The 24,801-nt window shown below is 48.8% G+C and carries 22 protein-coding genes, 2 rRNA genes, 1 pseudogene and 2 riboswitches; of the genes and pseudogenes, 11 read left to right on the top strand and 14 right to left on the bottom strand.

From position 1 onward, the window contains the following. Positions 1-179 precede the first annotated feature (179 nt). The 4 genes from HW560_RS00790 (at position 180) to HW560_RS00775 (ending at position 4,799) form a co-directional block, all read left to right on the top strand. Positions 180-3,105: ribosomal RNA gene (locus HW560_RS00790) — 23S ribosomal RNA — on the top strand. 82 nt (positions 3,106-3,187) lie between these two features. Beyond that, positions 3,188-3,304 (top strand): 5S ribosomal RNA (gene rrf / locus HW560_RS00785). A gap of 224 nt (positions 3,305-3,528) precedes the next feature. Then, positions 3,529-4,152, top strand: a complete 624-nt coding sequence (locus HW560_RS00780) for a deoxynucleoside kinase (protein WP_090893472.1) — start codon at positions 3,529-3,531, stop codon at positions 4,150-4,152. Further along, the gene (locus HW560_RS00775; protein WP_090893473.1) at positions 4,149-4,799 is read left to right on the top strand and encodes a deoxynucleoside kinase; all 651 of its coding nucleotides are present in this window, start codon (positions 4,149-4,151) and stop codon (positions 4,797-4,799) included. Before HW560_RS00780 ends, HW560_RS00775 begins: the two co-directional genes overlap by 4 nt. Positions 4,800-4,893: 94 nt before the next feature. On the opposite strand, the gene HW560_RS00770 is transcribed toward HW560_RS00775, so the two are convergent. From HW560_RS00770 to HW560_RS00710, 13 genes are all read right to left on the bottom strand, one after another. After that, positions 4,894-5,355: a ferritin-like domain-containing protein gene (locus HW560_RS00770; protein WP_179261525.1), complete on the bottom strand. Its 462-nt coding sequence runs from the start codon at positions 5,353-5,355 to the stop codon at positions 4,894-4,896. Between the two features lie 221 nt (positions 5,356-5,576). After that, positions 5,577-6,320 carry a MerR family transcriptional regulator gene (locus HW560_RS00765; protein WP_179261523.1) on the bottom strand — a complete coding sequence of 248 codons (744 nt, stop codon included), beginning with the start codon at positions 6,318-6,320 and terminating at the stop codon, positions 5,577-5,579. A 167-nt stretch (positions 6,321-6,487) separates the two neighbouring features. Next, positions 6,488-7,153 (bottom strand): thiamine phosphate synthase, encoded by a 666-nt coding sequence (gene thiE / locus HW560_RS00760; RefSeq protein WP_090893476.1) that lies wholly within the window; start codon positions 7,151-7,153, stop codon positions 6,488-6,490. Next, complete coding sequence (thiD, locus tag HW560_RS00755; RefSeq protein WP_179261521.1) at positions 7,153-7,965, bottom strand: bifunctional hydroxymethylpyrimidine kinase/phosphomethylpyrimidine kinase; 813 nt, start codon at positions 7,963-7,965, stop codon at positions 7,153-7,155. The genes thiE and thiD overlap by 1 nt, the downstream gene beginning before the upstream one ends. Beyond that, a complete protein-coding gene (gene thiM, locus HW560_RS00750) occupies positions 7,962-8,774 on the bottom strand; it encodes a hydroxyethylthiazole kinase (protein ID WP_179261519.1) in 813 nt (270 codons plus the stop codon). The genes thiD and thiM overlap by 4 nt, the downstream gene beginning before the upstream one ends. Positions 8,775-9,053: 279 nt before the next feature. After that, on the bottom strand, positions 9,054-10,121 hold the full coding sequence (locus HW560_RS00745; RefSeq protein WP_179261517.1) for an ABC transporter substrate-binding protein: 1,068 nt from the start codon (positions 10,119-10,121) through the stop codon (positions 9,054-9,056). Positions 10,122-10,240: 119 nt separating this feature from the next. Further along, complete coding sequence (locus HW560_RS00740) at positions 10,241-11,086, bottom strand: ABC transporter permease (RefSeq protein ID WP_179261515.1); 846 nt, start codon at positions 11,084-11,086, stop codon at positions 10,241-10,243. Then, the gene (locus HW560_RS00735; RefSeq protein WP_179261513.1) at positions 11,073-11,840 is read right to left on the bottom strand and encodes an ABC transporter ATP-binding protein; all 768 of its coding nucleotides are present in this window, start codon (positions 11,838-11,840) and stop codon (positions 11,073-11,075) included. Before HW560_RS00735 ends, HW560_RS00740 begins: the two co-directional genes overlap by 14 nt. Before the next feature lie 170 nt (positions 11,841-12,010). Continuing rightward, a riboswitch (TPP riboswitch) is annotated at positions 12,011-12,113 on the bottom strand. A 105-nt stretch (positions 12,114-12,218) separates the two neighbouring features. Beyond that, positions 12,219-13,340 (bottom strand): histidinol-phosphate transaminase, encoded by a 1,122-nt coding sequence (gene hisC, locus HW560_RS00730; RefSeq protein ID WP_179261511.1) that lies wholly within the window; start codon positions 13,338-13,340, stop codon positions 12,219-12,221. Positions 13,341-13,364: 24 nt separating this feature from the next. Next, positions 13,365-14,141 carry an ATP-binding cassette domain-containing protein gene (locus HW560_RS00725; protein ID WP_090893482.1) on the bottom strand — a complete coding sequence of 259 codons (777 nt, stop codon included), beginning with the start codon at positions 14,139-14,141 and terminating at the stop codon, positions 13,365-13,367. A gap of 23 nt (positions 14,142-14,164) precedes the next feature. Next, positions 14,165-14,950: an ABC transporter permease subunit gene (locus HW560_RS00720; protein WP_090893483.1), complete on the bottom strand. Its 786-nt coding sequence runs from the start codon at positions 14,948-14,950 to the stop codon at positions 14,165-14,167. Positions 14,951-14,977: 27 nt separating this feature from the next. Continuing rightward, complete coding sequence (locus HW560_RS00715) at positions 14,978-16,033, bottom strand: ABC transporter substrate-binding protein (protein ID WP_090893484.1); 1,056 nt, start codon at positions 16,031-16,033, stop codon at positions 14,978-14,980. After that, positions 16,030-17,220 carry an iron-containing alcohol dehydrogenase family protein gene (locus HW560_RS00710; RefSeq protein WP_090893485.1) on the bottom strand — a complete coding sequence of 397 codons (1,191 nt, stop codon included), beginning with the start codon at positions 17,218-17,220 and terminating at the stop codon, positions 16,030-16,032. The genes HW560_RS00715 and HW560_RS00710 overlap by 4 nt, the downstream gene beginning before the upstream one ends. Positions 17,221-17,506: 286 nt before the next feature. Between HW560_RS00710 and HW560_RS00705 the strand changes: the two genes are divergently transcribed. The 3 genes from HW560_RS00705 (at position 17,507) to HW560_RS00695 (ending at position 20,247) form a co-directional block, all read left to right on the top strand. Continuing rightward, entirely contained in the window at positions 17,507-18,199 is a 693-nt protein-coding gene (locus tag HW560_RS00705) for an aspartate/glutamate racemase family protein (protein WP_090893486.1), read from the top strand. A 136-nt stretch (positions 18,200-18,335) separates the two neighbouring features. Continuing rightward, positions 18,336-19,211 carry a radical SAM/SPASM domain-containing protein gene (locus tag HW560_RS00700; protein WP_064640556.1) on the top strand — a complete coding sequence of 292 codons (876 nt, stop codon included), beginning with the start codon at positions 18,336-18,338 and terminating at the stop codon, positions 19,209-19,211. Between the two features lie 367 nt (positions 19,212-19,578). Then, the gene (locus tag HW560_RS00695; protein WP_090893487.1) at positions 19,579-20,247 is read left to right on the top strand and encodes a pectate lyase; all 669 of its coding nucleotides are present in this window, start codon (positions 19,579-19,581) and stop codon (positions 20,245-20,247) included. A gap of 172 nt (positions 20,248-20,419) precedes the next feature. Here the strand turns inward: HW560_RS00695 and HW560_RS00690 are convergent, their stop codons facing one another. Next, positions 20,420-21,373, bottom strand: coding sequence for a copper amine oxidase N-terminal domain-containing protein (locus tag HW560_RS00690; protein WP_090893488.1), 954 nt, complete (start codon positions 21,371-21,373; stop codon positions 20,420-20,422). Positions 21,374-21,536: 163 nt separating this feature from the next. Then, positions 21,537-21,647, top strand: a riboswitch (TPP riboswitch). Between the two features lie 238 nt (positions 21,648-21,885). Between HW560_RS00690 and HW560_RS00685 the strand changes: the two genes are divergently transcribed. The 4 genes and pseudogenes from HW560_RS00685 to HW560_RS00675 all read left to right on the top strand — a co-directional run bounded on the left by HW560_RS00685 (position 21,886) and on the right by HW560_RS00675 (position 24,757). Next, complete coding sequence (locus HW560_RS00685; protein WP_053784146.1) at positions 21,886-22,479, top strand: ECF transporter S component; 594 nt, start codon at positions 21,886-21,888, stop codon at positions 22,477-22,479. Between the two features lie 90 nt (positions 22,480-22,569). Next, positions 22,570-22,920, top strand: a pseudogene (locus tag HW560_RS34340) (ATP-binding cassette domain-containing protein); the annotation flags it as partial. Further along, complete coding sequence (locus tag HW560_RS00680) at positions 22,894-23,988, top strand: ATP-binding cassette domain-containing protein (protein WP_373565027.1); 1,095 nt, start codon at positions 22,894-22,896, stop codon at positions 23,986-23,988. The pseudogene HW560_RS34340 and the gene HW560_RS00680, both read left to right, overlap by 27 nt. Then, a complete protein-coding gene (locus HW560_RS00675; RefSeq protein ID WP_179261507.1) occupies positions 23,963-24,757 on the top strand; it encodes an energy-coupling factor transporter transmembrane component T family protein in 795 nt (264 codons plus the stop codon). Before HW560_RS00680 ends, HW560_RS00675 begins: the two co-directional genes overlap by 26 nt. The last annotated feature ends 44 nt before the right edge of the window (positions 24,758-24,801 follow it).

Raw genomic sequence — 24,801 nt, 5'->3', positions numbered from 1 at the left:
AAAACTAGATATCGAAACGAAATTTTGCGATTTAGAACATTCCTTTAAGCTGATCTTGTGTAAACAAGTGAAGTGTTTATAAGGTAGACTGCTATTGCGATGGTATCGAATGGGAAGCGACTTTTGGCTTTGGACGTAGTCCAAAACAAGCGGAGCGCGCCATCGAAACCGGAGCAACTGGTTAAGCTACTAAGAGCACACGGAGGATGCCTAGGCGCTAGGAGCCGATGAAGGACGTGGCGAACAACGAAACTGCCTCGGGGAGCTGTAAGCAAGCTTTGATCCGGGGGTGTCCGAATGGGGAAACCCAGCTGGGGTAATTTCCAGTTACTCATAACTGAATACATAGGTTATGCAGAGGCATACCAGGGGAACTGAAACATCTAAGTACCCTGAGGAAGAGAAAACAATAGTGATTCCGTCAGTAGCGGCGAGCGAACGCGGAGAAGCCCAAACCAAAGAGCTTGCTCTTTGGGGTTGTGGGACATCTCACATGGAGTTACAAAGGAGCCGGTTAAACGAAGAGGTCTGGAAAGGCCCGCCAAAGAAGGTAAAAGCCCTGTAGTTGAAAGTTGGCTCTCTCCGAGATGTATCCCGAGTAGTGCGGGGCACGTGAAACCCCGTATGAATCCGGCAGGACCATCTGCCAAGGCTAAATACTTCCTAGCGACCGATAGTGAAGCAGTACCGTGAGGGAAAGGTGAAAAGCACCCCGGAAGGGGAGTGAAATAGAACCTGAAACCGTGTGCTTACAAAAAGTCAGAGCCCGTTTTAGGGGTGATGGCGTGCCTTTTGTAGAATGAACCGGCGAGTTACGTTCCCGTGCAAGGTTAAGGTGAAGAGCCGGAGCCGCAGCGAAAGCGAGTCTGAATAGGGCGATGTAGTACGTGGACGTAGACCCGAAACCGGGTGATCTACCCCTGTCCAGGGTGAAGGTGCGGTAACACGCACTGGAGGCCCGAACCCACGCACGTTGAAAAGTGCGGGGATGAGGTGGGGGTAGCGGAGAAATTCCAATCGAACTCGGAGATAGCTGGTTCTCCCCGAAATAGCTTTAGGGCTAGCCTCGGAAAACAGAGTCGTGGAGGTAGAGCACTGATTGGGTGCGGGGCCCGCAAGGGTTACCAAGCTCAGTCAAACTCCGAATGCCATAGACTTACTTCCGGGAGTCAGACAGTGAGTGCTAAGATCCATTGTCAAAAGGGAAACAGCCCAGACCATCAGCTAAGGTCCCCAAGTGTGTGTTAAGTGGGAAAGGATGTGGAGTTGCACAGACAACCAGGATGTTGGCTTAGAAGCAGCCACCATTGAAAGAGTGCGTAATAGCTCACTGGTCGAGTGACTCTGCGCCGAAAATGTAACGGGGCTAAACACACCACCGAAGCTATGGCTTGATGCTTTGCATCAGGGGTAGGGGAGCGTTGTATAAGGGTTGAAGGTGTACCGTAAGGAGCGCTGGACATTATACAAGTGAGAATGCCGGTATGAGTAACGAAAAGATCAGTGAGAATCTGATCCGCCGAAAGCCTAAGGGTTCCTGAGGAAGGCTCGTCCGCTCAGGGTAAGTCGGGACCTAAGGCGAGGCCGAAAGGCGTAGTCGAAGGACAACAGGTCGAAATTCCTGTACCACCGTAAGCCGTTATGAGCAATGGGGGGACGCAGCAGGGTAGTGACGCGGACTGATGGATGTCCGTCTAAGCAGTGAGGCTGATGTGTAGGCAAATCCGCACATCATAAGGCTGGACTGTGATGGGGAGCGAAAATTATAGTAGCGAAGGTCATGATCTCACACTGCCAAGAAAAGCCTCTAGCCAGGTGATGGTGCCCGTACCGCAAACCGACACAGGTAGGCGAGAAGAGAATTCTAAGGCGCGCGGAAGAACTCTCGTTAAGGAACTCGGCAAAATGACCCCGTAACTTCGGGAGAAGGGGTGCCCCGGTAGTGTGAATAGCACGAGGGGGCCGCAGTGAAAAGGCCCAAGCGACTGTTTAGCAAAAACACAGGTCTGTGCGAAGCCGTAAGGCGAAGTATACGGGCTGACGCCTGCCCGGTGCTGGAAGGTTAAGGGGAGTGGTTAGGGGTAACCCGAAGCTATGAACCGAAGCCCCAGTAAACGGCGGCCGTAACTATAACGGTCCTAAGGTAGCGAAATTCCTTGTCAGGTAAATTCTGACCCGCACGAATGGCGTAACGACTTGGGCGCTGTCTCAACGAGAGATCCGGTGAAATTTTAATACCTGTGAAGATGCAGGTTACCCGCGACAAGACGGAAAGACCCCATGGAGCTTTACTGCAGCTTGATATTGAATTTGGGTACGATCTGTACAGGATAGGTGGGAGCCTTTGAAGCATGAGCGCCAGCTTGTGTGGAGGCACCGTTGGGATACCACCCTGATCGTATCTAGGTTCTAACCTGGTACCGTAATCCGGTGCGGGGACAGTGTCAGGTGGGCAGTTTGACTGGGGCGGTCGCCTCCTAAAGAGTAACGGAGGCGCCCAAAGGTTCCCTCAGAATGGTTGGAAATCATTCGAAGAGTGCAAAGGCATAAGGGAGCTTGACTGCGAGACCTACAAGTCGAGCAGGGACGAAAGTCGGGCTTAGTGATCCGGTGGTACCGCATGGAAGGGCCATCGCTCAACGGATAAAAGCTACCCTGGGGATAACAGGCTTATCTCCCCCAAGAGTCCACATCGACGGGGAGGTTTGGCACCTCGATGTCGGCTCATCGCATCCTGGGGCTGAAGTAGGTCCCAAGGGTTGGGCTGTTCGCCCATTAAAGCGGTACGCGAGCTGGGTTCAGAACGTCGTGAGACAGTTCGGTCCCTATCTGTCGTGGGCGTAGGAAATTTGAGAGGAGCTGTCCTTAGTACGAGAGGACCGGGATGGACGTACCGCTGGTGTACCAGTTGTTCCGCCAGGAGCACCGCTGGGTAGCTATGTACGGAAGGGATAAGCGCTGAAAGCATCTAAGCGTGAAGCCCCCCTCAAGATGAGATTTCCCAGTATGTAAGACCCCTTGAAGACGACGAGGTAGATAGGCTGGGGGTGGAAGTGCAGCAATGCATGGAGCTGACCAGTACTAATCGGTCGAGGGCTTATCCAAGATATGCAGGTTATAACTCGCAAATTTCGTTTCGGATCTAGTTTTCAGAGAATACACTCTGAGATGTAAGCTAAGCTATGCGTTTGGTGGCGATGGCGGAGGGGTTCCACACGTACCCATCCCGAACACGACCGTTAAGCCCTCTAGCGCCGATGGTACTTGGACCGCAGGGTCCTGGGAGAGTAGGACGCCGCCAAGCAATCAAAAGACACGATCGCTTATCTGCGATCGTGTCTTTTTCTGTTATTATGATCATGGGAATGATTATAACTACTGTAGGCTGTTTTATATATCTTCATCTTAGAGATTAAACTCATTTTATACATAAAATACTGGCCTTCCCATCATCCAAGCTGTGATACAATAGGTGGGGTCTATATAGAAACGGAAACACGCATGAGTACGAGGAGGAACTGAATTACGATGAAATCAGCCCCGTTTATTGCCGTGGAGGGTCCGATTGGTGCGGGGAAAACAACGTTAGCAACGATGCTTTCTCAGGAATTGAACCTTCCGCTGGTCAAGGAGATTGTAGAAGAGAATCCCTTTTTGGCTTCCTTCTATCAGGATATAGATGAGTGGAGCTTCCAGCTTGAAATGTTTTTTCTGTGTAACCGGTTTAAGCAACTGGAAGACACAGGCGTGCACTATATTAAGAAGAATACCCCCGTCATTTCGGACTATCATATCTATAAAAATATGATTTTTGCCGAACGTACCTTAAAAGGAACGAAACGGGACAAATACCGTCAAATCTATCATCTCTTAACGGATGATTTACCGAAACCCAATTTGGTGCTTTATATTGAGGCTGAACTCGATACATTGATGAAACGTATCAACAAACGCGGACGTTCTTTTGAGCAGGATATGGACCCCGCTTATATGGAGCAGTTAATTGCAGATTATAAAACAGGTATGGCCTATCTGGCCAGCAGCCCGAATCGGCCAATTATCATTAAGGTGAATGCGGAGCAGCTCGATTTTGTAGAACATCCCGAACATTTCAAACAGATTGTTAATCAGGTAAAGGAGTATATCACATGAACAACTATGGCATTCCGGCCAATGCGTTAATTACGGTAGCAGGTACCGTTGGGGTGGGCAAATCTACGCTAACAGCGGCACTGGCAGAGCGTTTGAGCTTTAAGACTTCGCTTGAGCAAGTCGACCACAATCCCTATTTGGAGAAGTTCTATCATGACTTCGAACGTTGGAGCTTCCATTTGCAAATTTATTTCCTGGCAGAGCGTTTCAAGGAGCAGAAGAAAATCTTTGAACTGGGCGGCGGATTTGTACAGGATCGTTCTATCTATGAGGATACAGGTATCTTTGCACAAATGCATGCGGATCAGGGTACAATGTCGGCTACGGATTTTGAGACGTACAGCAGTTTGTTTGAAGCAATGGTGATGACACCGTATTTCCCTCATCCGGACGTGCTGATTTATCTGGAAGGCAGCCTGCCATCCATTCTGAATCGGATTACGGAACGCGGACGGGAGATGGAGATTCAGACGGACCGTTCTTACTGGGAGCATATGCATGAGCGCTATTCGGTATGGATTAATCAGTTTACGGCCTGTCCGGTACTGCGGTTGAACATTGATGAGTATGATGTGAATGACCCAGCATCGGTGGATGCCATTTTGGCGCAGATTGCTGCTGTCATTAATCCTTCCAAGAGAGCTTAAGTGTATATATAAACTGTCTTTTGACAAGAGATGATGAGAGTTATATCGTTTTCCCCTCTATGCCAGCGAAAGCTTCTAGAGGGGATTTTTTTCGTTATTTGGTAATAGGAGAATTCTCAAAAGATGTTTTTGACTTATGCTTTGTTAAGTAATACAGGAACCAGACGGCATGTCTCTGTTCATCCGTTGCTGCACGGCGAAACGTTTCCTTAATGTAAGGGTCATTTGCTTGATCTGCGACTTGTGAGTAAAACTCAACCGTATTTTGCTCATCATTAAAAGCATAATCTATTCCCGCAAAATACTCTGATGGACAATCCGGAGAGATTTGGACCGTAGGTTGCGTACCTGTTAACGAAACATAAATAGCGGTGAATTTTTGAAGATGCTCTAGTTCATCAAGACGTATCTCCAGAATACGGGCTTTTTCCACTTCTGAGGGTGCCAATTCTGCCAGTTTTGCGTAACAGGCAATTGCTGAGGATTCTCCATTAATAGCTTTGGAAATTTGCGCTAACAGCATGTTGTCATTCCGGAAATAGGGAACATAGTACATGGGGAGTACTCCTTCCAAACACGTTTTAACCAGAATATGCGGTTATTGGGCGGATGTTCCTATTTCTTAAAGTGCCCATCGTCATGCTTATGACTTATGGACACCCCCTTTTTAAATGCATATAGTAATAGGTAGCTTTGAGTGATATCCCAATTGTTTAAGAAAGTTAATGTTGGTTGACACCGGTTGATACAAAATCGTAACTAAAGCTTAACGCTTGATTAACTGTTTCGACCAGCAAAAACAGCCATGGCATCCCTCATAAATACAGCCAAGCCTTCGCCGAATTGATCAATATTACGTGTAAAACGTTCGTCGTCCACGTACATTTGGCCCAACCCTCTGAAGACTTCAGGAGGATAATTGCCCATGTTGTTCAGATAGCTATACCATTCCGAGATTCCGGCTTGAGCTTCGGCAGAGTTTGGATCCGTGTGACGGATTGCTGCAAGACGGGTGTAGATTGAATTCATTTGATCGGATAGAGCTTTTTGCTCCTCAGGAGACTGCTTGTGTAACTTTTGATTAGCCTGATCCACCGCTTGGTCTCCCCAACGTTCCCTCGCTTCCTGTTCATACGGATTATGACTGAAATTAAACCCTTCAAATTGTTCTTTGGCTGTCATCTTAATTTCTCCTCTCACGTGTTGAACCGATTTATCAATGGTGGCGATCATTAGGTCCAATCGTTGGCGTTTCTCCAGCAAAATACGACGGTGCATATTCAGGGCTTCTTCTCGATCAAAAGATGGATTGTTTATAATCTCCTTGATATCTTTCAGAGAGAAATCGAGTTCTTTAAAAAATAAAATCTGCTGCAGCATTTCCAGATTGGCATCTGAATACAGTCGATATCCGGCAGAAGTCACTTCGTCCGGTGTTAACAACCCGATCTCATCATAGTGATGCAGTGTGCGCACACTAATCCCGACAAGTTCGGCCACTTCTTTTACTTTCATGGCCATGATGGAAACCTCCTTACACCATCGATTGTACAGCGTCACGTTACGTGAGAGTCAACAGGTGAAAATGAAAAAATAAGATGCAGGCGTAGAAGCTGCATCTTGAGAATGAGTGTGCTGCACGAACTATTTGGTGCAGCACACGGGCTGGCGGTGCAGGGAGCGCATGGCTACGCCTGCATCCCGCGCACCGCCGCAGCGAACTGCGCAGCCGCTGCGCGTACATCGGCCGCGCCCGCGATGGCGGAGATGACGGCTACGCCGTCGGCTCCTGCCGCCATCACGGCGGCCGTGGTATCGGGCGTAATGCCGCCGATACCCACCACCGGAACTGCGATGCCTGCGGCGCGCAGTTCGGCAACCCCGGCGGGGCCCAGCACAGCGTGGGCATCCGCTTTGGACCGCGTCGGGTACATGGGCCCGACGCCAAGATAGTCGGCGCCCGCCTGCACTGCACGGCGGGCTTCCAGCGCGGAGTGGGCGGATACGCCAAGCATCCGCCCTTCTCCGATGCGGGCGCGTACCAGCGCCGCGTCCGCATCGTCCTGGCCGACATGCATACCGTCGGCCTCCACCGCCACAGCCAGCTCCACATCATCGTTCACGATGAACGGTATCCCGTGCTGGCTGCACACCTCGCGAAGCCGCATCGCAAGCGTGATGCGTGCTTCGCCAACCAGAGCGCCAGTTCCTTTTTCCCGGAACTGGAACAGCGTAATGCCGCCAGCGATGGCTTGGCGCAGCACTTCCACCGGGTCACGCGTCGTATTCACGCTGCCCATGACCAAATACACCTGCATCGCACGTCTTACCGCTTCTGCATCCAGAGGGCGCATTATTGTTCACCCCGCAGTCTGCGCTGATACGCAAAATGATTCGTCGGCCCATGTCCGGACCCAATTCCCAGCTCATCTTCGATGGCTGCCTGAATGAATGCTCGCGCGGTGGTGACGGCAGCCAATACAGTTGAGCCCTTCGCCAATTCGGCAGTAATGGCTGCAGAATACGTACATCCCGTTCCATGGGTATGCCTTGTCACCACCCGAACGTTCTCCAGATAGTGAAAAGACCGCCCATCATAAAGCACATCGACAATCATGCCACTTCCCTCATCATGACCACCTTTCACCAATGCATACGTGGAGCCCATTTGCACGATTCGTCTTGCGGCTTCTTCGCGCTGACTCAAATTCATAATAGACATTCCAGTAAGAAGCTCGGCTTCCGGAATGTTCGGTGTCGTAATCAGTGCATGAGGCAGCAGCTCTGTAATTAGCGCCTGAACGGCCTCCTGTTGCAGCAGAGGGGCGCCGCCTTTGGCAACCATAACCGGATCGATGACCAGATTGGACCAGCCGTATTGCTGCCTTTTCTCGGCGACCAGTCGAATAATTTCGGCACTGTAGAGCATGCCCGTCTTCACGACTGAAGGTTGAAAATCATCCCCGGTCGAATCCAATTGTTGAGCGATACCTTCATATGAAATAGGGAAGACGCCCTGCACACCTGTAGTATTTTGGGCAGCAATAGCCGTAATCACAGTCATGCCGTATACACCGAGCTCCTGAAAGGTCTTCAGATCAGCTTGAATTCCGGCGCCACCACCATTATCGGAACCAGCAATCGTCAAAGCCTGTGCAATACTCATTGCGCACCTCCATCAATCTGACGAACCTGTGCCCGCTGCGCAAGAACGTCAGGTGTCACTTGAGCCAGTTGATTCAGCAATTCGATCTGGAAGCTGCCCGGTCCCAGGTCAGCGGTACGTTCCGCCGCAATCTCTGCAGCAACGCCATAGAAAGCTAGAGCTTCCACAATACTTTCCAGCAGGTCGTCTCCCGGTTTCGCAATGGCTGCAAAAGTACCAATTACCGAGCTGAGCAAGCAGCCTGCACCTGTCACTTGGGTAAGCAAGGCATGTCCATTACTCGTCAGGAACGTCGTTTGTCCATCCGTAATGACATCCTCGCGTCCGGTAATGACGACCACACAGCCGAGTTTTTGTGCTGCCCGTTCCGCTATTCCAATTCGATCGCCCTCGCCTTGACCTGCATCCACACCTTTGATGCTCCAACGCTCACCGATGACATTGGCGATTTCCGCCACATTACCCCGCAACACCGTGAGGCGAAGCTCACGAACGAGCATCTGAACGGTTTCTGTACGATAGGCGGTTGCGCCAGCACCAACCGGATCGAGCACAACAGGCACGTTATTTGAATTGGCGGATTGACCAGCCAGGCGGATTGCCTCAACTACCTTTTCGTCCAAAGTGCCAATGTTCAGTACAACTGCTCCTGCCATCTTGGCAACATCAGCGACCTCTTCATGCGCATAGGCCATAAAGGGAGATGCACCTAGTGCGAGCAAACCGTTGGCTGTAAACGGAGCGACGACAATATTCGTAATGTTATGAACAAGCGGATTTTGTGTACGAACACGTTCCAGGTAAGTCATATGAGTTCCTCCTTATAAATAAGCAAATTAATCAATAAAAGTGGCAGGGCAGGATGGCCCTTATATATGTTGTTAATAGGGGTTATTAAATGATGGGAACAAAAAAGCTATTCACGGATAGCTACAAAGTGCATATAGAAAGCTTAATTAAAATTCCTATCCTCGATAAAGATTCTATTCGTAGAGTGATTGAATTCTGCAGCTACTCATGTGGGCGTCATCCGAAAATGAATATACAACTTTCAAAATCTCTTGATCTTCACCCAGCAGTCGAGTTTCCTACTCACCCTGCAAATTGATAAAAGCATCCTCAGCCTTTACGGAATCCGGAATCAGTTCACTTTGAACCAACCATGCCCGTACGTTTTCCCAAGAAGGGGCGTCCTGCCTGCCAAACGGCTGACCTTCTTCATTCATCAGCGGCAGTAAAATATTCAGACTTTTGGTTTCGATCTCCGGGTCAAGAGGAGACGTTTCGTTCTCATGTGCGAGCAGAATGTTCAGCGCATCCTCGGGGTGCTCTGTTACATATTTCTGTCCATCCTGTAATGCTTTGATGAAGCGGGTAAGCTGATCCTTTTTCGCTTCAATGCCCGCATCACTTGCAGTGAGGACCAGTTCATAATAATCAGGTACACCGTAATCGACGGGATTGATCGATTTCATGGCATGACCTTCCTTTTCCAGAATCAATTGTTCATGGTTAATAAAACCACCCATAATGGCATCTGCCTGCCCGGAAGCCAGGGAAGGGATCAGGTCAAATCCTACATCGACCAGATTCATCTTGTCGGGATTACCGCCATCCTGGCTGATCATGGTACGCACCATTGCTTCATACAGGGGGATTGAGGAATAGCCGACCGTCAGCCCTTCAAGATCTTTTGGCGATTTCACTTTACCGTTGGCTTCGGTTAACAGATGCACGAGCGGATGCCGAACGACGGCTGCAATCGAACGTACAGGAATGTTTTCCCCACGCGCGAGCAAGATTTGCGGCTGATAGCTCAGCGCCAGATCGATTTTCCCGGCAGCAACAAGCTTGAGTGAGTCATTGGTATCGGCAGGCATCTGAATATCAACATCCAGACCTTGATCCGCGAAGTAACCTTTTTCCTGTGCAGCATAGATGAAGGAATGCACTGCATTCGGATACCAATCGAGCATGATGGACAGCTTGTCTTTGGATGCCGATGACCTCTCGGACGCAGATGATTCTGTATCTTTTGCATTGGAAGTTGAATCTGTAGCAGGTGTGTTGGTACCAGTATTTCCGCATCCGCTGACGATCAGCAACAGGGTCATGAGCAGAGTGGGGAGCAGGGAGTAGATATGTTTTTTCTTCATAGCTTCAAATTCCTCATTTCCTTTTATCTGTTTAATCATTCATAAGTTTTACATTCCTGAGATGGGATAACGCTGCGCTGTAATTTTTAGTCGATAGCAGGGGGATTGGGCAAAGCACACTAAGTCTGTTTTGGCAGGTCTGCCTCCGGAAATGATCCAGCTTTTCTTCTACCTGCATGACGTGGTGTACCGAATCTTCTCTCCATCCATGCAATGATTACAAACAGCGCGATACCGAGCAGGGATAACAGCACAATGGCGGCGAACATGGCGTCCGTGTTCATATTGCTCGACATTCTGCGGCTGAAGTACCCAAGGCCCTTGCTTCCACCGAGCCATTCCCCGATCGTTGCACCGACCACACAATACACCACAGACATTTTCATTCCCGAAAAGAAGGAGGGAAGGGCAAGTGGAATCTGGAGTTTGCGGAAAATATCCCACTTGCTGGCCCCCATCGTCAGGAGCAGTTCACGCTGCTCCGGATCACCCTGGCGCAGGCCATCGTAGGTGCTCACCACAATCGGGAAAAATGAGATCAGGAATACCACCGCGACTTTACTCCACAGCGTGTAGCCAAACCACAGGATGAAGACGGGGGACAAGGCAATCAGCGGGATCGTCTGACTGATCACGATGAAGGGATATAACGCTTTTTCAATCGACTGATTCATATGCATACCCGTTGCAAGTGCAATTCCGGCACCAATGGACAAGCCAAAGCCAACGACAACCTCCATCAAGGTAGCGGGCAAATGTGTACCCAGCAGAAGGTGGCGATGCTCATACAGGGAACGGACAATCGCCGTCGGGGCTGGAATGATGAAGGAAGGCACCCATCCCATACGCACAATCCACTCCCAGAGAGCAAGCAGCAGGATCATGAGCAAAAGAAATAGACCATAACGGGCAAGCCAACCTCTCACGCTATACTTCGTGCTATCTCTCAAGTTACCGTCTCGCATGCAATTGTTCCTCCAGTCGTCGTCTCATCTGAACGAGAGCGGGTTCGTAGATCATGTCCGAATGTCTTGGACGCGGCAAAGGTACCGTCAGATCCAGCAGCTGTTGGCTATGGCCCACCGGAGTTAACAGGATAATCCGATCACTGAGCAGCAGGGCTTCTTCAATGTCATGCGTGATGAACAACACGGTTTTGCCCAAGCCTTCCCAGAGCTCCAGCAGCCAGCGATGCATCTCACGTTTGGTCAGGGCATCGAGTGCGCCGAATGGTTCATCCAGCAGCATGAGCTGGCCACCTGTCAGCAACGTACGAAGCAGCGCGACACGCTGGCGCATGCCACCTGACAGCTCGTCCGGGTAAGCATGCGCGTGGCCAGATAAGCCAAATCGGTCGAGACCGGCCAGAATGTCCGCTCGAATTCGTACCTTATCCTGCCGACCTGGAGCAAGTTCAGCGGGGAGCATGCAATTCTCCATGACGGTTCGCCAGGGTAACAGGAGGTCCTTTTGCGGCATGTAGGCCACCTGCCCCAGTCGCTTTCCTTCCTGAACCCAAGGAATATTAATGGTTCCGTGGGTTGGCTCAAGCAGGCCTGCCAGCAGCTTGAAGAGGGTGCTTTTACCGGAGCCGCTGGAACCGATGAGCGAGACGAATTCGCCTTTGGCTACACGCATCGACACATTGGAGAGCACGGGGGAATCCCTTTTTCCCGGGAAGGCGTAGCTCATGTTATGAATGGTTATGTCGTTATCCATCTCGATCCGTTCCCCTTTATTATTCAAACTTCAAACTGCGTGATCTTTAATTACACCTTCTGATCTGCCCGAAGAATGCGAAAAAGACCCACCCATTTCCGGAGAAATGAGTGGGTCTGTAAGTTCAATTCACATTAAATTTCATCATCAACATGAAAAAATCCGCTTACTGAGAGGCCGCTCCACTTCCCTCCGCTGGTATGATCCAGATCAGGTTCAAAGGGTCCGAATCGTTCGATTCGTCTCAGCCGCAAGGCTCCCCTAGTGCAATGATTAAGATATGCAGTTGTGTGTTCAGCATATATCACATGCAAGCAGAATGTAAAGAGGGCGGCTTAAAAGAAGTGTGCGTAATGAGAGTTAGGAAAGTAACCTATTCTAATCGTTTGAATGTAACAGTGAATCAAGCTCACTGATCAGCCGGACAATCTGCTCAGGTGTGCCAATCGTAATCCGAAGCCAGGTAGGCATACCGAATTCGGCACCGCCGCGGACAGAGATACCTCTGTTCAACAATTCTTTGGTAATCGGGCCGCTATCCTGCAACAGATCCACCATGATGAAATTGGTTTCGGAAGGGATGTAGGGTAATTTCCACTGATCAAAGGATTGCATTAACGTTTCACGTCCCTGACGATTGTATTGCAGGCAATGAGAAACAAATTCATGATCATCCAGGCTGGCCGAAGCAGCGGCTTGGGATGTGGCTGTCAGACTGATGGGCAGCTTGACCCGGTTAATGCCTTCAATGATGCTTTCATTCGCGATGCCATATCCAATACGCAGTCCGGCCAGTCCATATATTTTGGAGAAGGTCCGCAAAATAATCAGATTATTATACTGCTCCAGCAGCTTAACCGTATCAGGGTAATCTTCACTTTCCGCGAATTCATAATACGCTTCATCCAGGACAACCACGACATGGGAGGGAACATGTTCGAGTAAATCAAGCAGGGCATTTGCCGTGAAAATGGTTCCGGTCGGATTATTCGGATTGCACAGCCAGATGATTCGGGTAGAAGTATTAATCCGCTGCCGGAATTGCTCCAGATCCAGTGAATGGTTGACCAAAGGCACTTCATGAATGACCCCGCCTGCCAGCAGCGTAGCGCCCTTATACCAGTTAAAGGAGGGCACCGGAATGAGTGATTCCTCCCCGGGATTAAGATAAGCTTGGGCGGTAAGGGTGAGGAGCTCGAAAGATCCACTTCCAAATACCAGTTGGGAAGTACGAACCCCCAGACGTTCCGCAAGTTTGTCACGCAGCAGTTGGCTGGAACCGTCGGGGTATTGAGCCAAAAGATCGGAACTCAGCGATCTGACCGCTTCTGCTGCCAGCGGAGAGGAACCAAACGGATTCTCGTTTGCTGCGAGTCGATCCACACTTTCCAGTCCCAACTCCCGCCGGATCTGTTCCATGGATTTAGCAGGCGTATAAGCCGGAATTTGATTTAACAGGTCTTTAACAGGAGGAGAGGGAACGGGTGAAAGGGATTGCATAATCATGCCTTCTTTCCAGTGGAATTAGATCGAGAATGATATCTGTTTCTGGGCAATCTGCTGTGGTGTCTCTTGTGGAGGAGTCAACAAGCGATTCAGAATCAGGTTTTCAAAATGAGCAAACCCGCTGTCCCGAACGCGTGGCCGCTCCAGCGTAATACGGGTATCCATCGTTATATGACCATCTTCGATTAGCAGCACCCTGTCTGCCAGCGCAACCGCCTCGCTGACATCATGCGTGACCAGAATGACGGTCAGATCTTCTTCTACCCACAAGCGTTCGATTAATTGCTGCATCTCAATTCGGGTTAATGCATCCAATGCACCCAGCGGTTCATCCAGCAGCAGTAGGCGCGGATGACTAGCGAGTGCCCGTGCCAAGGCGACACGTTGTTTTTGTCCGCCAGATAATACCCCCGGCCAGTCACCTTCACGCTCTCCGAGTCCCACATTGCGAAGCGACTGGCGTGCATCTTCCTTGTTCTTGTCGGGGATGCCCAGCCGTACATTGTCGAGCACGGATTTCCAAGGCAGCAGCCGGGCTTCCTGAAACAGAAATCGTGTCTCGGGTGCCGTACTGCCAAGCTTTCTGTTGCCCAGCGTAACGCTCCCGGAAGAGGGGGCCTCCAGCCCGGCGATCAGACGCAGCAACGTACTTTTGCCACAGCCGCTTCGTCCAACGATGGCTACAAATTCCCCTTGTCTTACATTGACGTTGATGTCGGACAGAATCGTCCGCTGATCATACGATTTCTGAACCCCATCTACTTGAAGAAAAGGACTGATCTGACTTGTGCTCATAGATGAATCACGCTCCTTTGGCTTTACTTGCGGGATAGGGCCGGGTTCCAGCGCAGCCAGCGCCGTTCCAGCCATTTGGCGATGGTATCGGACAACTTGCCCAGTAGAGCATATAGCAGAATGCTTAAGACGATGACGTCCATCTGCATGAATTCCCGCGCGTTCATTGCCATGTATCCAATCCCCGCATCCGCCGCAACCGTCTCGGCTACGATGAGGGTCAGCCACATAATGCCAAGTGCATATCGAATGCCCACCAGAATGGAAGGCAGTGCACCAGGCAGGATAATGTCCTTATAAAGGGACCAGCGGCTGAGTCCATATACTTTGCCCATTTCAATCAGACCGGGATCAACCGATCGAATACCGTGGAACGTATTCAGATATACCGGAAAGAATACACCCAGGGAAACGAGAAATAATTTGGCTTCTTCACCGATCCCGAACCACACAATAACGAGGGGGATCAAGGACAGATGCGGAATGTTGCGGATCATCTGCACCGAGGAGTCAGCGATCTTTTCCGCAAGGGAGGAGATGCCGTTCAGCACACCCAGAAGGAAACCGAGACCCCCACCAATGAGGAATCCTCCCAAAGCTCGCTTGGCGCTGATACTGATATTGTTCAGTAGTTCACCGTTACGAAGCAGACGAATGAAGGCCTCCAGTACCTGAGCGGGACGGGGCAAAATATTGGCTGCAACAACTCCGGATGCAGTCAGCCATTGCCACAGAGCCAGAATGAGTAGTGGTACAACAAAAGGAATAAATCGGTTAAACCATGCCCGGTTAAAGGTGTTGGACCGCACGTTATGCCTACCTCCTTGCTTCGTTCATTATTGGCTACCTGGAGCTGGAAGTTGATCTTGAAGAGCATCACTCCAGAATGTGCTCACATCAACTGCCTGGTCAAAAATTCCTGCTTGTTGAAACGTATCTGCTACGTCCTGTTCGGACTTGATGGCTTCGTCAGAAATGGCAACAATCCGCGATGGCCGTTGTGCCTCTCCATCCGTGTAGGTTTTAAGGGCTTGCTCCACGGGCTGGTGGGTGTTGTCTGCTGTAATTTGAGCCCACGCATCCTTATTGGCACGAGCCCAATCATTGAATTTGTTGATTCGCTCCAGATAATCGGCAAGGGCCTTTTTCTGTTCCTCATTCGCAATAGCCTGATCGGAGGCGGCTACAAGGAAGCTGCCTGACAGGATATCTTTGGCGCTGGCGAGCGTTGTTGCTTCATTCTGATGTGCGGAGATGATGGCATTGCCGTAACTGGCGAGAGCATCCACTTTCCCGCTAATTAGGGCACTGAGTCCGTCCGCTGTTGTAAGTTCGACCGGACTGATGTCACTCCAGGTTAATCCGGCTTCCTCCAGCATTTTGAGCAGGAAATAGTGGGCCGTTGTATTTTTTACGAAAGCCACTTTCTTGCCTTTCAGGTCAGCAACCGATTTGATCGAAGAACCTTTGGGGACAACGACCTCTTGATTCAAGGTGCTGCCTTGTTGTACCGCAATAATTTTGAAGCTTCCACCATTGGCAGCCTGAGATGCAAAAATGGGCGGAATTTCACTGGTTACACCAAAGTCCAGTTGGTTTGCAGCCATCGCTTCAAGGATCAGGTTACCTCCCTGAAATACGTTATAAGTGACTTTATAGGGGGTGTCATCGAGTCCGGCGGCTTTCAGTCCCAATTCGAGATTGCCCCATCCGGTCTGACCAACCCGAATGGTAACGTCTTTATTCGAAGCAGCTGATGCCGCTGTCGGTGTTGTACCTGTACCCGCGGCCTGATTGTCAGTTCCGGCAGAGCAGCCGGAAATTAGCAACAACAGAACCGCGCTCAGAAATACAGTTAAGGCAAGAGTGTGCTGGCGGTTTGGACGGATCATAGGGAGGAAACCTCCTTGGTGTATGAGTTGTTCTCATTGGACTCAACGGACTCAGTGAATTTAGTGATAGATCCATTGGACTCAATAGAATCATTGGATTCGATAAATGCCTGGCCGATACGGTCTGCCTGAAGAATGGCTTCAGTTACCTGCGCTGTGCTAACTCCGAAGGAGAGATGTGCCGCACTGCCTTCCCGCAGCTGTAGTCCTGCTGCAATGCGTGCAGCAGCTTCCTGAGGCTGTTGTTGTATGCCAAGCTCAGCAAGAGTGATAGGCAGATTCAGCTTATGTAACAGCGTGGTCAGCTCATGAAGCTCATCCCCTGCTTTGCCTTCAAGAATCCACTGGGTGAAGAGTCCAAAGGCTACCTTTTCTCCATGTAGCGAAGCGTGTGTTTCGGGTAATTTGGTGAGGCTGTCATGCAGCCCGTGAGCAATCGCGGCATGAAGTGATCCATCACTAATGCTGCCTACAAGGCCGGCGAGCACAATAATGGCATCGGCAACATCACGGAATTGGGGTGTACTACCGGTTGTATCGGTAGATTCATAGACTTCGATGGCGTGCGCTTCAAGAATATCAAGTGCAAGCTTGGCAGTGCTGACACTGTTTCGAAGAGTGAGACTGGTGGCGTTGCCACTTAGATTAACGGCGAACTCATGCCATTTTACGAGTGTGTCACCGATCCCAGCGGCCAAATACCGTCTTGGTGCACTCGCCAGAATATGAGAATCAGCCAGAACGAGATTAGGCGAACGCCGCAGGGGACGATAGCCTGCAGATTGTCCCTGTTCATCATAGAGCACGGTTAAGGCGGACCAGGCGGCACAGGTTGCGGCAATCGTTGGGACTGTTACAATGGGCAATTGGGCTTGCTCGGCCACTGCTTTGGACAGATCGAGCACTTTACCACCACCGACGCCGATAATCAGATCAACATCCAGATCGAAAGCTTGCTGCGTAAAAGTATCAATCTGGCCTGTTGTAACCTCACCATGAAACAACTGCACATGGAATTTGATCTTATGCTCCTCCAGTGAAGGAAGAAGGTAAGGCTTCACGGCTTCTAATGCAGACTCACCGGCGATAATGAGAACATGCTGCCCAAGCTGTGCAATCCGCGAACCACTTTGCTCAAGAATGTTAGCCTCGTGTACGTATACTGCGGGTGCTTTAACAGTAATCATGAATACACTCCCCTTATAACTTATTATTCTTACGTTTTAACTTGGTTTTAAATTGTTTAAATTCTAGCATCGCGTTGCAGCAACCACAATAACCCAGACTATCAATACATCCTATACTTCGATTGAAAGAATCTATAGGTGACTGTAGAACGGGGGAACGAGGGGGAATCGACTCTTTACTTTGCTTACGGAGGCAGGTTTATTTAAGATGTAAGAATACGGTACAATGTCTATTAAATTTCTATAGGTTGCTTTCGGGATATGACCTAGGAAGAGGGGAGTGCTTATGAAAACTATTGGCCTTATTGGTGGAATGAGCTGGGAGTCATCGCTAGAATATTATCGAATTATTAACGAAGAAGTGAAAACTAAATTGGGAGGATTGCATTCAGCCAAGTGCATTTTATATAGCGTGGATTTCGAAGAGATCGAGCGCTATCAAGCTGAGGGAGAATGGGAAAGCGCTGGAAAATTATTAGGCAATGCTGCTCAGTCTTTGGAAAAGGCAGGAGCTGAAATGATTGTAATTTGTACAAATACGATGCATAAAGTGATTAATCATATTGAAGAAAAAGTTAGCTTACCCGTTGTACACATTGCTGATTCAACAGCCAACCAGATTCAAAAGTCCAAAATAAGTACAGTTGGTTTACTTGGCACCAAATATACGATGGAACAAGATTTTTATAAAACACGTATTGAGCATAACGGCATTAAGGTTTTGATACCGAATGAAGAGGATCGAAAAGTGATCAATGAAATAATATATGACGAATTATGCTTAGGTGAAATTAAACCCTTATCAAGGGACTATTATAAAAAGGTGATCAAGAGGTTAGTTGACAATGGAGCTGAAGGAATAATATTAGGTTGTACCGAAATTGGATTATTAGTTAAACCGGAGGATTCAGAAGTGCCCTTATTTGACACAACACGTATACATGCCATTGAATCTGTTAATCTGGCATTAGCCAAATAAAATGGACCTAACGGTATAAACCGGTTCTCTGATTTACCTTGGCACCTGAACCCGATATAATAGTGGTGGCACATATGAGCCGGATCACAAATGAGGGTGGGACTGTTCTCCCTCTAAGCAGAATGGGGACCCCGAGTTGAAAACGTTCAAGAAAGTATATATTGAGATCACAAGTATATGTAATCTGGCATGCAGCTTCTGTCCACAGACCAAACGTGCCAAAAATTTCATTGACCCTGAAGTCTTCAACAATATATTGGATCAGATCAAACCCCATACCAAACATATTTATTTACATGTCAAAGGTGAGCCGCTGCTTCATCCCAAAATTGATCTGTTATTGGATTCAGCGCATGAAAAGGGATTCAAGGTCAACATTACAACAAACGGTACGCTGCTGCCCAAAACCCAGCACAAACTGCTTGGCAAACCCGCGCTGCGTCAGATGAACTTCTCCCTGCACAGCTTTGATGGTCATGAGGGTTCTACAGACCGTGAGGGTTATCTGGGCAATGTGTTGTCTTTTGTTCGAGAAGCCGTGAAGCACAATGTCATTATTTCATTCCGACTCTGGAATCTGACACAGGATAACTTTACGAATGCGCAGATGAACCGAAACCGGGAGACGCTGGAGGTCCTTGAACGAGAGTTCAATCTGGATTTCCGTATTGAGGAGAAAGTGGTGCCAGGGAGTGGTGTCAAAATTGCCCCGAATGTATATCTGAATCAGGATCATGAATTCCAGTGGCCGAGTCTGGATGCACCCGAAGATGATGGTAAAGGCTTCTGTCATGCGCTTCGCAGTCAGGCAGCCGTGCTTGTCGATGGAACTGTGGTTCCATGCTGTCTAGATGGTGAAGGTGTAATTAACTTGGGCAACGTTCACGAAAAATCGTTCTCGGAGATTGTGGATGGTGAACGAGCCAATAATCTGTTCTATGGTTTCTCCAAACGGGAAGCCGTGGAGGAATTATGTCGGAAGTGCGGATATCGTCAGCGGTTCGGAGCCTAAAGCGTAATTTAATAAATAAAATGAGATTCAAAATAATAGAGATCACGTTGTCTGAAAACAGATGAAGTGGTCTTTCGTTTTTTTTTTAGAACGATAAAGGAGCATATAGCCATAGATTATAAGTTGTAAAAGAAGCATACCCGAAGTTGAGATCGGCACATTACACAATGGAGTACGATGCAAAAAATGCCGAGAACACAGGTATAATGCTGTCGTTTCTATATCTAAGCTAATGATTATTATCGTAACATTCCTTTTTTGGTAGGATCAGGGTAGGTTCCAAGCCAGAGGTGCACCTCTGATCGGTTCCTTGAGGACAAGCTTATGCTTGTACGCCAATTCATCAGAATAAGGGAGGATTTAAGTGATGAAAAAAATGTTGACGTTGTTACTGTCCGCGGGTTTGGTCGCTTCATTATTCAGTGCAATTCCAGCTTTTGCCGCACCTACTGTGGTAAACTCAACGATTATTGTACCCAAGGGTGAAACGTTTGACGGCAAAGGCCAAACCTATGTAGCTAACCCCTCCACACTGGGAGATGGATCTCAAGCGGAAAATCAGAAGCCGGTATTTCGACTGGAGGCAGGCGCCACGCTCAAAAATGTAAATATCGGTTCACCCGCAGCTGACGGTGTTCATTGTTACGGTAACTGTACAATTTCAAATGTGGTGTGGGAGGATGTAGGCGAGGACGCTCTGACTCTGAAATCAGCCGGAACAGTCAACATTACTGGCGGGGCAGCTTACAAAGCCTACGATAAAGTATTTCAAATTAATGCAGCCGGAACGATTAACATTAAAAATTTCCGTGCAGACGATATTGGCAAGCTGGTGCGTCAAAATGGTGGAACCACCTTCACGGTGAACATGACGCTGGACAACTCAAATATTTCCAACGTCAAAGATTCGATCATGCGTACGGACAGCAGTACATCGCAAGGGAAAATTACAAATACCCGTTATTCTAAAGTCCCGACCTTATTTAAGGGATTTGCTTCGGGAAAAACCAGTCAGTCCGGAAATACGCAATATTAAGACAATGATATCCGTGAGCGAATAAATAAAGAATAATGCTAAAAAGGGATGTCCCCCGTTATGTTTATTCATCACGTAGGGGACATCCCTTTTGGTGTTGCATTCAGAAGAAGCATCATTTGCCCACCTGCGCCGATACAAAGGTCTCTAAAGCCTGGGCGGGCATTCCAATTTACTTTTCTTCCGGAACTTCAACGATCACTTTACCTTTCTCAGGGGCAATGGAGCCCGCATGGATGGAGCCGGACTTGTTCATGATCTCGTAGGAAGTCTCTTCAAGCATACGAGAATACTTAAATGATACGAGGGTTTGACCCTTGACGGAAGGGCGAGTCCCTGCTTCAGCAACGGGTTTGGTTTTGATAAAAAACAGGTCACCGATAGTTCCGGCATCTTTACCGATATTGGCCTGCCATTTCAGCAGGGCGTTTTCATTTTTAATCGTGTAATAGCTGATCAGATCGTTATCTTCAACAATGAAGAAACTTTCCTTTTTGCCTTGTTCAAAAATGTATTGAATGGATGAATCCACTGGACCCAGAGGGTTGCGAATCTCCAGGCGTGCTTGTCCCAGTTCAGAGAAGCGTGGCAAATGCAGCGCAGCTTCACGCGCCACAGTCAGATCAGCACTGCTGTAGTCTTTGACCACCGCAGCATCCGTGGTGTAGATGTAGGCCTCCTTGGCCGTCTGGTTCCAGCGAACCTGTGCGCCAAAGGCTTCGCCAATGGCACGGAGCGGAAGCATGGCTTTGCCATTCACCAGAATGGGAGCGGACGACAACGTCGCATTCTGACCGTTTTTCTTCATTGTTTTGCTGTTGGGTATAAGAACATATTTGTCGCTGTCTGTGCTGATGCTAATCTGTTTTGTTTTGTTATTGTAGCCAAACGTATAGTCCCCGAGGAATTGAAGTTCAGTCAATGCTACGTACGTTATACCCTGCTTTATAACCACATCATTTTGAGCTTGTACATTGTTAATATACGCTGTCGGTTTGTGTGTTGTTGCTGCTTCCGCGACAGTGGATGACAGCAGTGCGGGTGCCGTACCCGCGGTGAGAATCGAAGCGGCAAGGATCATTTTCCACTTTTTTTGCTGCCAGGCAGTATTGGTTTGTTTCATCATTATCAATCTCCCTTCTTGTATACCAAACGGACTACTTGATCCAAATGTTGCATAGTATTGTAAAGTACACCACAGAATGTCTTCTCTGATTTACCCAAAATACAGCGTAATGATTTTTCCGGGATTGTCACAAATACCCATGTGTTGTACAGTAGAAGCAATGAAATAAGTGAACCGGGAGCTCAATGAAGTTGGGCTGAGAGAGCGGCCTTGTGCCGCTGACCGTAAATCTGATCTGGGTAATGCCAGCGTAGAGAACATGAATTTGCGATGTGCAATGGTAAGCGATAGGGATAGAACATAAATGTCAGCGTTTCTTGGGTGCAGCAGGATTTTTCTGATGTGACGGGAATGGTGTCGTTTGTTTTCTTCTTTCTCTATATCTGCCTAATGCGCAGCATCGTGAGATTGTAAACTGTGCGTATGGCCTGCCTGGAAACCGGGGAGGCTTTTTTGTTTGTTTTATTGTTTATTTTATAAATCCAGGGAAACAGAGGAAGGAAGTAGAGAACATGTCAACAGCAGTAGGCAGCAACAGATTGAAGTTAACCGATATTTTGGTAACGATTGTGATTGCGGTGGTCTTCGGGGTGATCTACAAAATATGGGGACCTACATATGATCTGATGAAGCCATTCGGCGTTCATGCGGAGCAGATGATTTATGGCATGTGGTTTATGGCGGGAACCTTTGCCTTTGTAATCATTCGTAAGCCGGGTGTAGCCATTCTGGCTGAAGTAGCGGCATCCACGGTGAGTGCTTTTCTCGGAAGTGAGTGGGGCATGTCGACACTGGTGTATGGACTGTTGCAAGGGCTGGGTGCAGAGATCTTCTTCGCCGCATTTCTGTATCGGAAAAGCAATCTGTTCGTCACCTGCCTTGCGGCTATTGGTGCAGCGGCAGCTTCGCTTGTACTGGATTATCAGTACGGGTACATTGATTCCCTCTCGGCTTGGAATTATACACTGTTTATCGGGTTCCGCTTCATTGGCAGTATTCTGATTGCAGGTGTATTCGCCTATTACCTTGCCAAAGCGCTGGAGCTTACAGGTGTAACACGATCCCTTAGACCGGTGTCGAAGCAGGATTACGAGGCGCTGGACTAGATGAATGAAGTGGAGAATGTGCAAGCGGTAGGTGTTACGAATCTAAGATGCAAGTTCCCGGGAGAGAAGGCCTTGGTGTTTCAAGGCTTGTCTCTCTCTGTGCGTCAAGGGGAGAAAGTATTATTGCTTGGTCCAAGCGGATCTGGCAAATCAACCTTGCTGCAAATTCTGAGCGGTCTGATTCCGCGATCTGTGGAGATTCCGATGAAATGTGATGACATTCAGGTGCCTGAGCAGCCCGGCATTGTTTTTCAAGATCCGGATACCCAGTTCTGTATGTCATATACGGATGAAGAGATTGCTTTTGTATTGGAGAACCGGAATATTCCACGCGAGCAGATGCCTACCCTTATCCATCAATACCTGGAACAGGTCGGGTTATGCTTTGAACATAATCGAACACTCATTCAATCCATGTCTCAGGGTATGAAGCAGCGTCTTGCGATGGCTTCGATTCTGGCCATGGAGCCAGACGTACTCTTTTTGGATGAACCAACGGCACTGCTGGATGATGAAGGAACCTCTCAGGTGTGGGAAACGGTGAAACAGATTGCACAGGACAAAACACTCATTATCGTAGAACATAAAATTAATGAAATCGTCGAGTGGGTAGACCGAATCATCGTATTGTCGCCTGAAGGAAAGATTGTGGCAGATGGCCCGGCGAATCAGGTGTTTACAGATGAGCGGAATATGCTCAGGGAATACGGGATCTGGTATCCAGGGGTCTGGGAAGAACGAGGCCAATCGAAGGCACAGGCATGGGTCTCAGGAGAGGATAGTCGTTACGGTGCAACAGAAACTGAAAGTATAGATTATAAGGAGGGGGAAACCTCTGCACTGATCCAACCAGCCCTGGAAATGCAGCAATTCACCGGATGGCGCGGAAAAACGCCATTCATTCAGGTGGAGCAGGCCAAGGTATGGCACGGAGATTGGGTGGGGATTGTCGGGGCTAACGGGGCAGGTAAAAGTTCATTATTGCTGTCCATGATGAATATTCTAAAAACGACAGGTCAATATGTTGTGGAAGGACAATCGGCTGGAAAAACCGAGCAGCTTGCAGATCGCATTGCCTTTGTATTCCAGAATCCTGAATTTCAATTCGTGACAAATTCAGTCCGTGATGAAGTGGGATTTTCCTTGCTGAGCGGAAAGCTAACTGCCGAAGAAAGAGGTATCCGAACCGATCATATGTTGGAGCAATTCGGACTGAGTGAGCTGTCCGGTAGGCACCCATATCAATTGTCGATGGGACAGAAACGACGGCTGAGTGTAGCATCAGCTCTGGTACGGGAACAGCGTATTTTGTTATTGGATGAACCTACCTTTGGACAGGATGCGCGGAATACCTTTTCCATGTTATCCCAGCTGGAGCGGTTGCGGCGTGAAGGGACAGCCATCGTGATGGTTACGCATGATCATGAAATCGTGAAACGTTATTGCAACAGGATCTGGACGGTGGATGAGGGGAGGTTAACGGATGCAGCTCTCGTTTCCTCATCGTGAGACTTGGCTTCACGCGGTGAATCCGGGGTTGAAAATGATTTTCCTGACATTGCTGTTTGTCTTCGTCATTCTTGTTCACAACCTGAATGTAATGGCGAATGTGGCAGTTGTCATGCTGTTATTGCTGGGCTGGACAGGTCACCCATGGCCCAGATTATTGCTGTATGCGTCTCCGTTCATTCTGGTATTTATATCAACTTCCACAGGTATGATCATGTTTGGTAAAGGCGAGACCACCTGGTTTCAGTGGGGATTGATTCATATTACCGAAGAGAGCTTCTATCGCGGGCTGCACCTGGGCTTTCGTTCCCTAAGTATGGCGGCAGCTGGATTGTTGTTCGGCCTGACGACCAAGCCTGTTCGTCTCTTTTATTCCCTCATGCAGCAGTGGAGGCTCCCACCTAAGTATGCTTATAGTTTCCTGGCGGCGATGCGTATGATTCCGATTTTGCTGGATGAATTCCAGACGCTGCGGTATGCCATCCGCATTCGGGGAACGAGGGAGCACGGCTCCCGCTGGAATGTATACGGCACACTGAAACGATATGCTATTCCACTACTTGCACAGAGTATTCGCCGTGCGCAGCGTATGGCGGTGGCGATGGAAGCAAAAGGATTCAAGGAAGGCGGGAGCCGGACCTATTACGTTCAGATCGGATATTCCCGAGCGGATGTATGGTTTGTGGGGTATTTTATCATCATGTTAACCGCTGCTTATATATTGGGAACTACATTCCCTTATCATTCAATGCTTGTGGATGTAAGGTAAGTCCTGTATTTATTTTGCACCTTGTAAATATATTTAGGATTAAC

The organism is Paenibacillus sp. E222, from assembly GCF_013401555.1.
GTDB lineage: Bacteria > Bacillota > Bacilli > Paenibacillales > Paenibacillaceae > Paenibacillus.
This window is presented reverse-complemented; position numbering and strand designations above follow the sequence as displayed.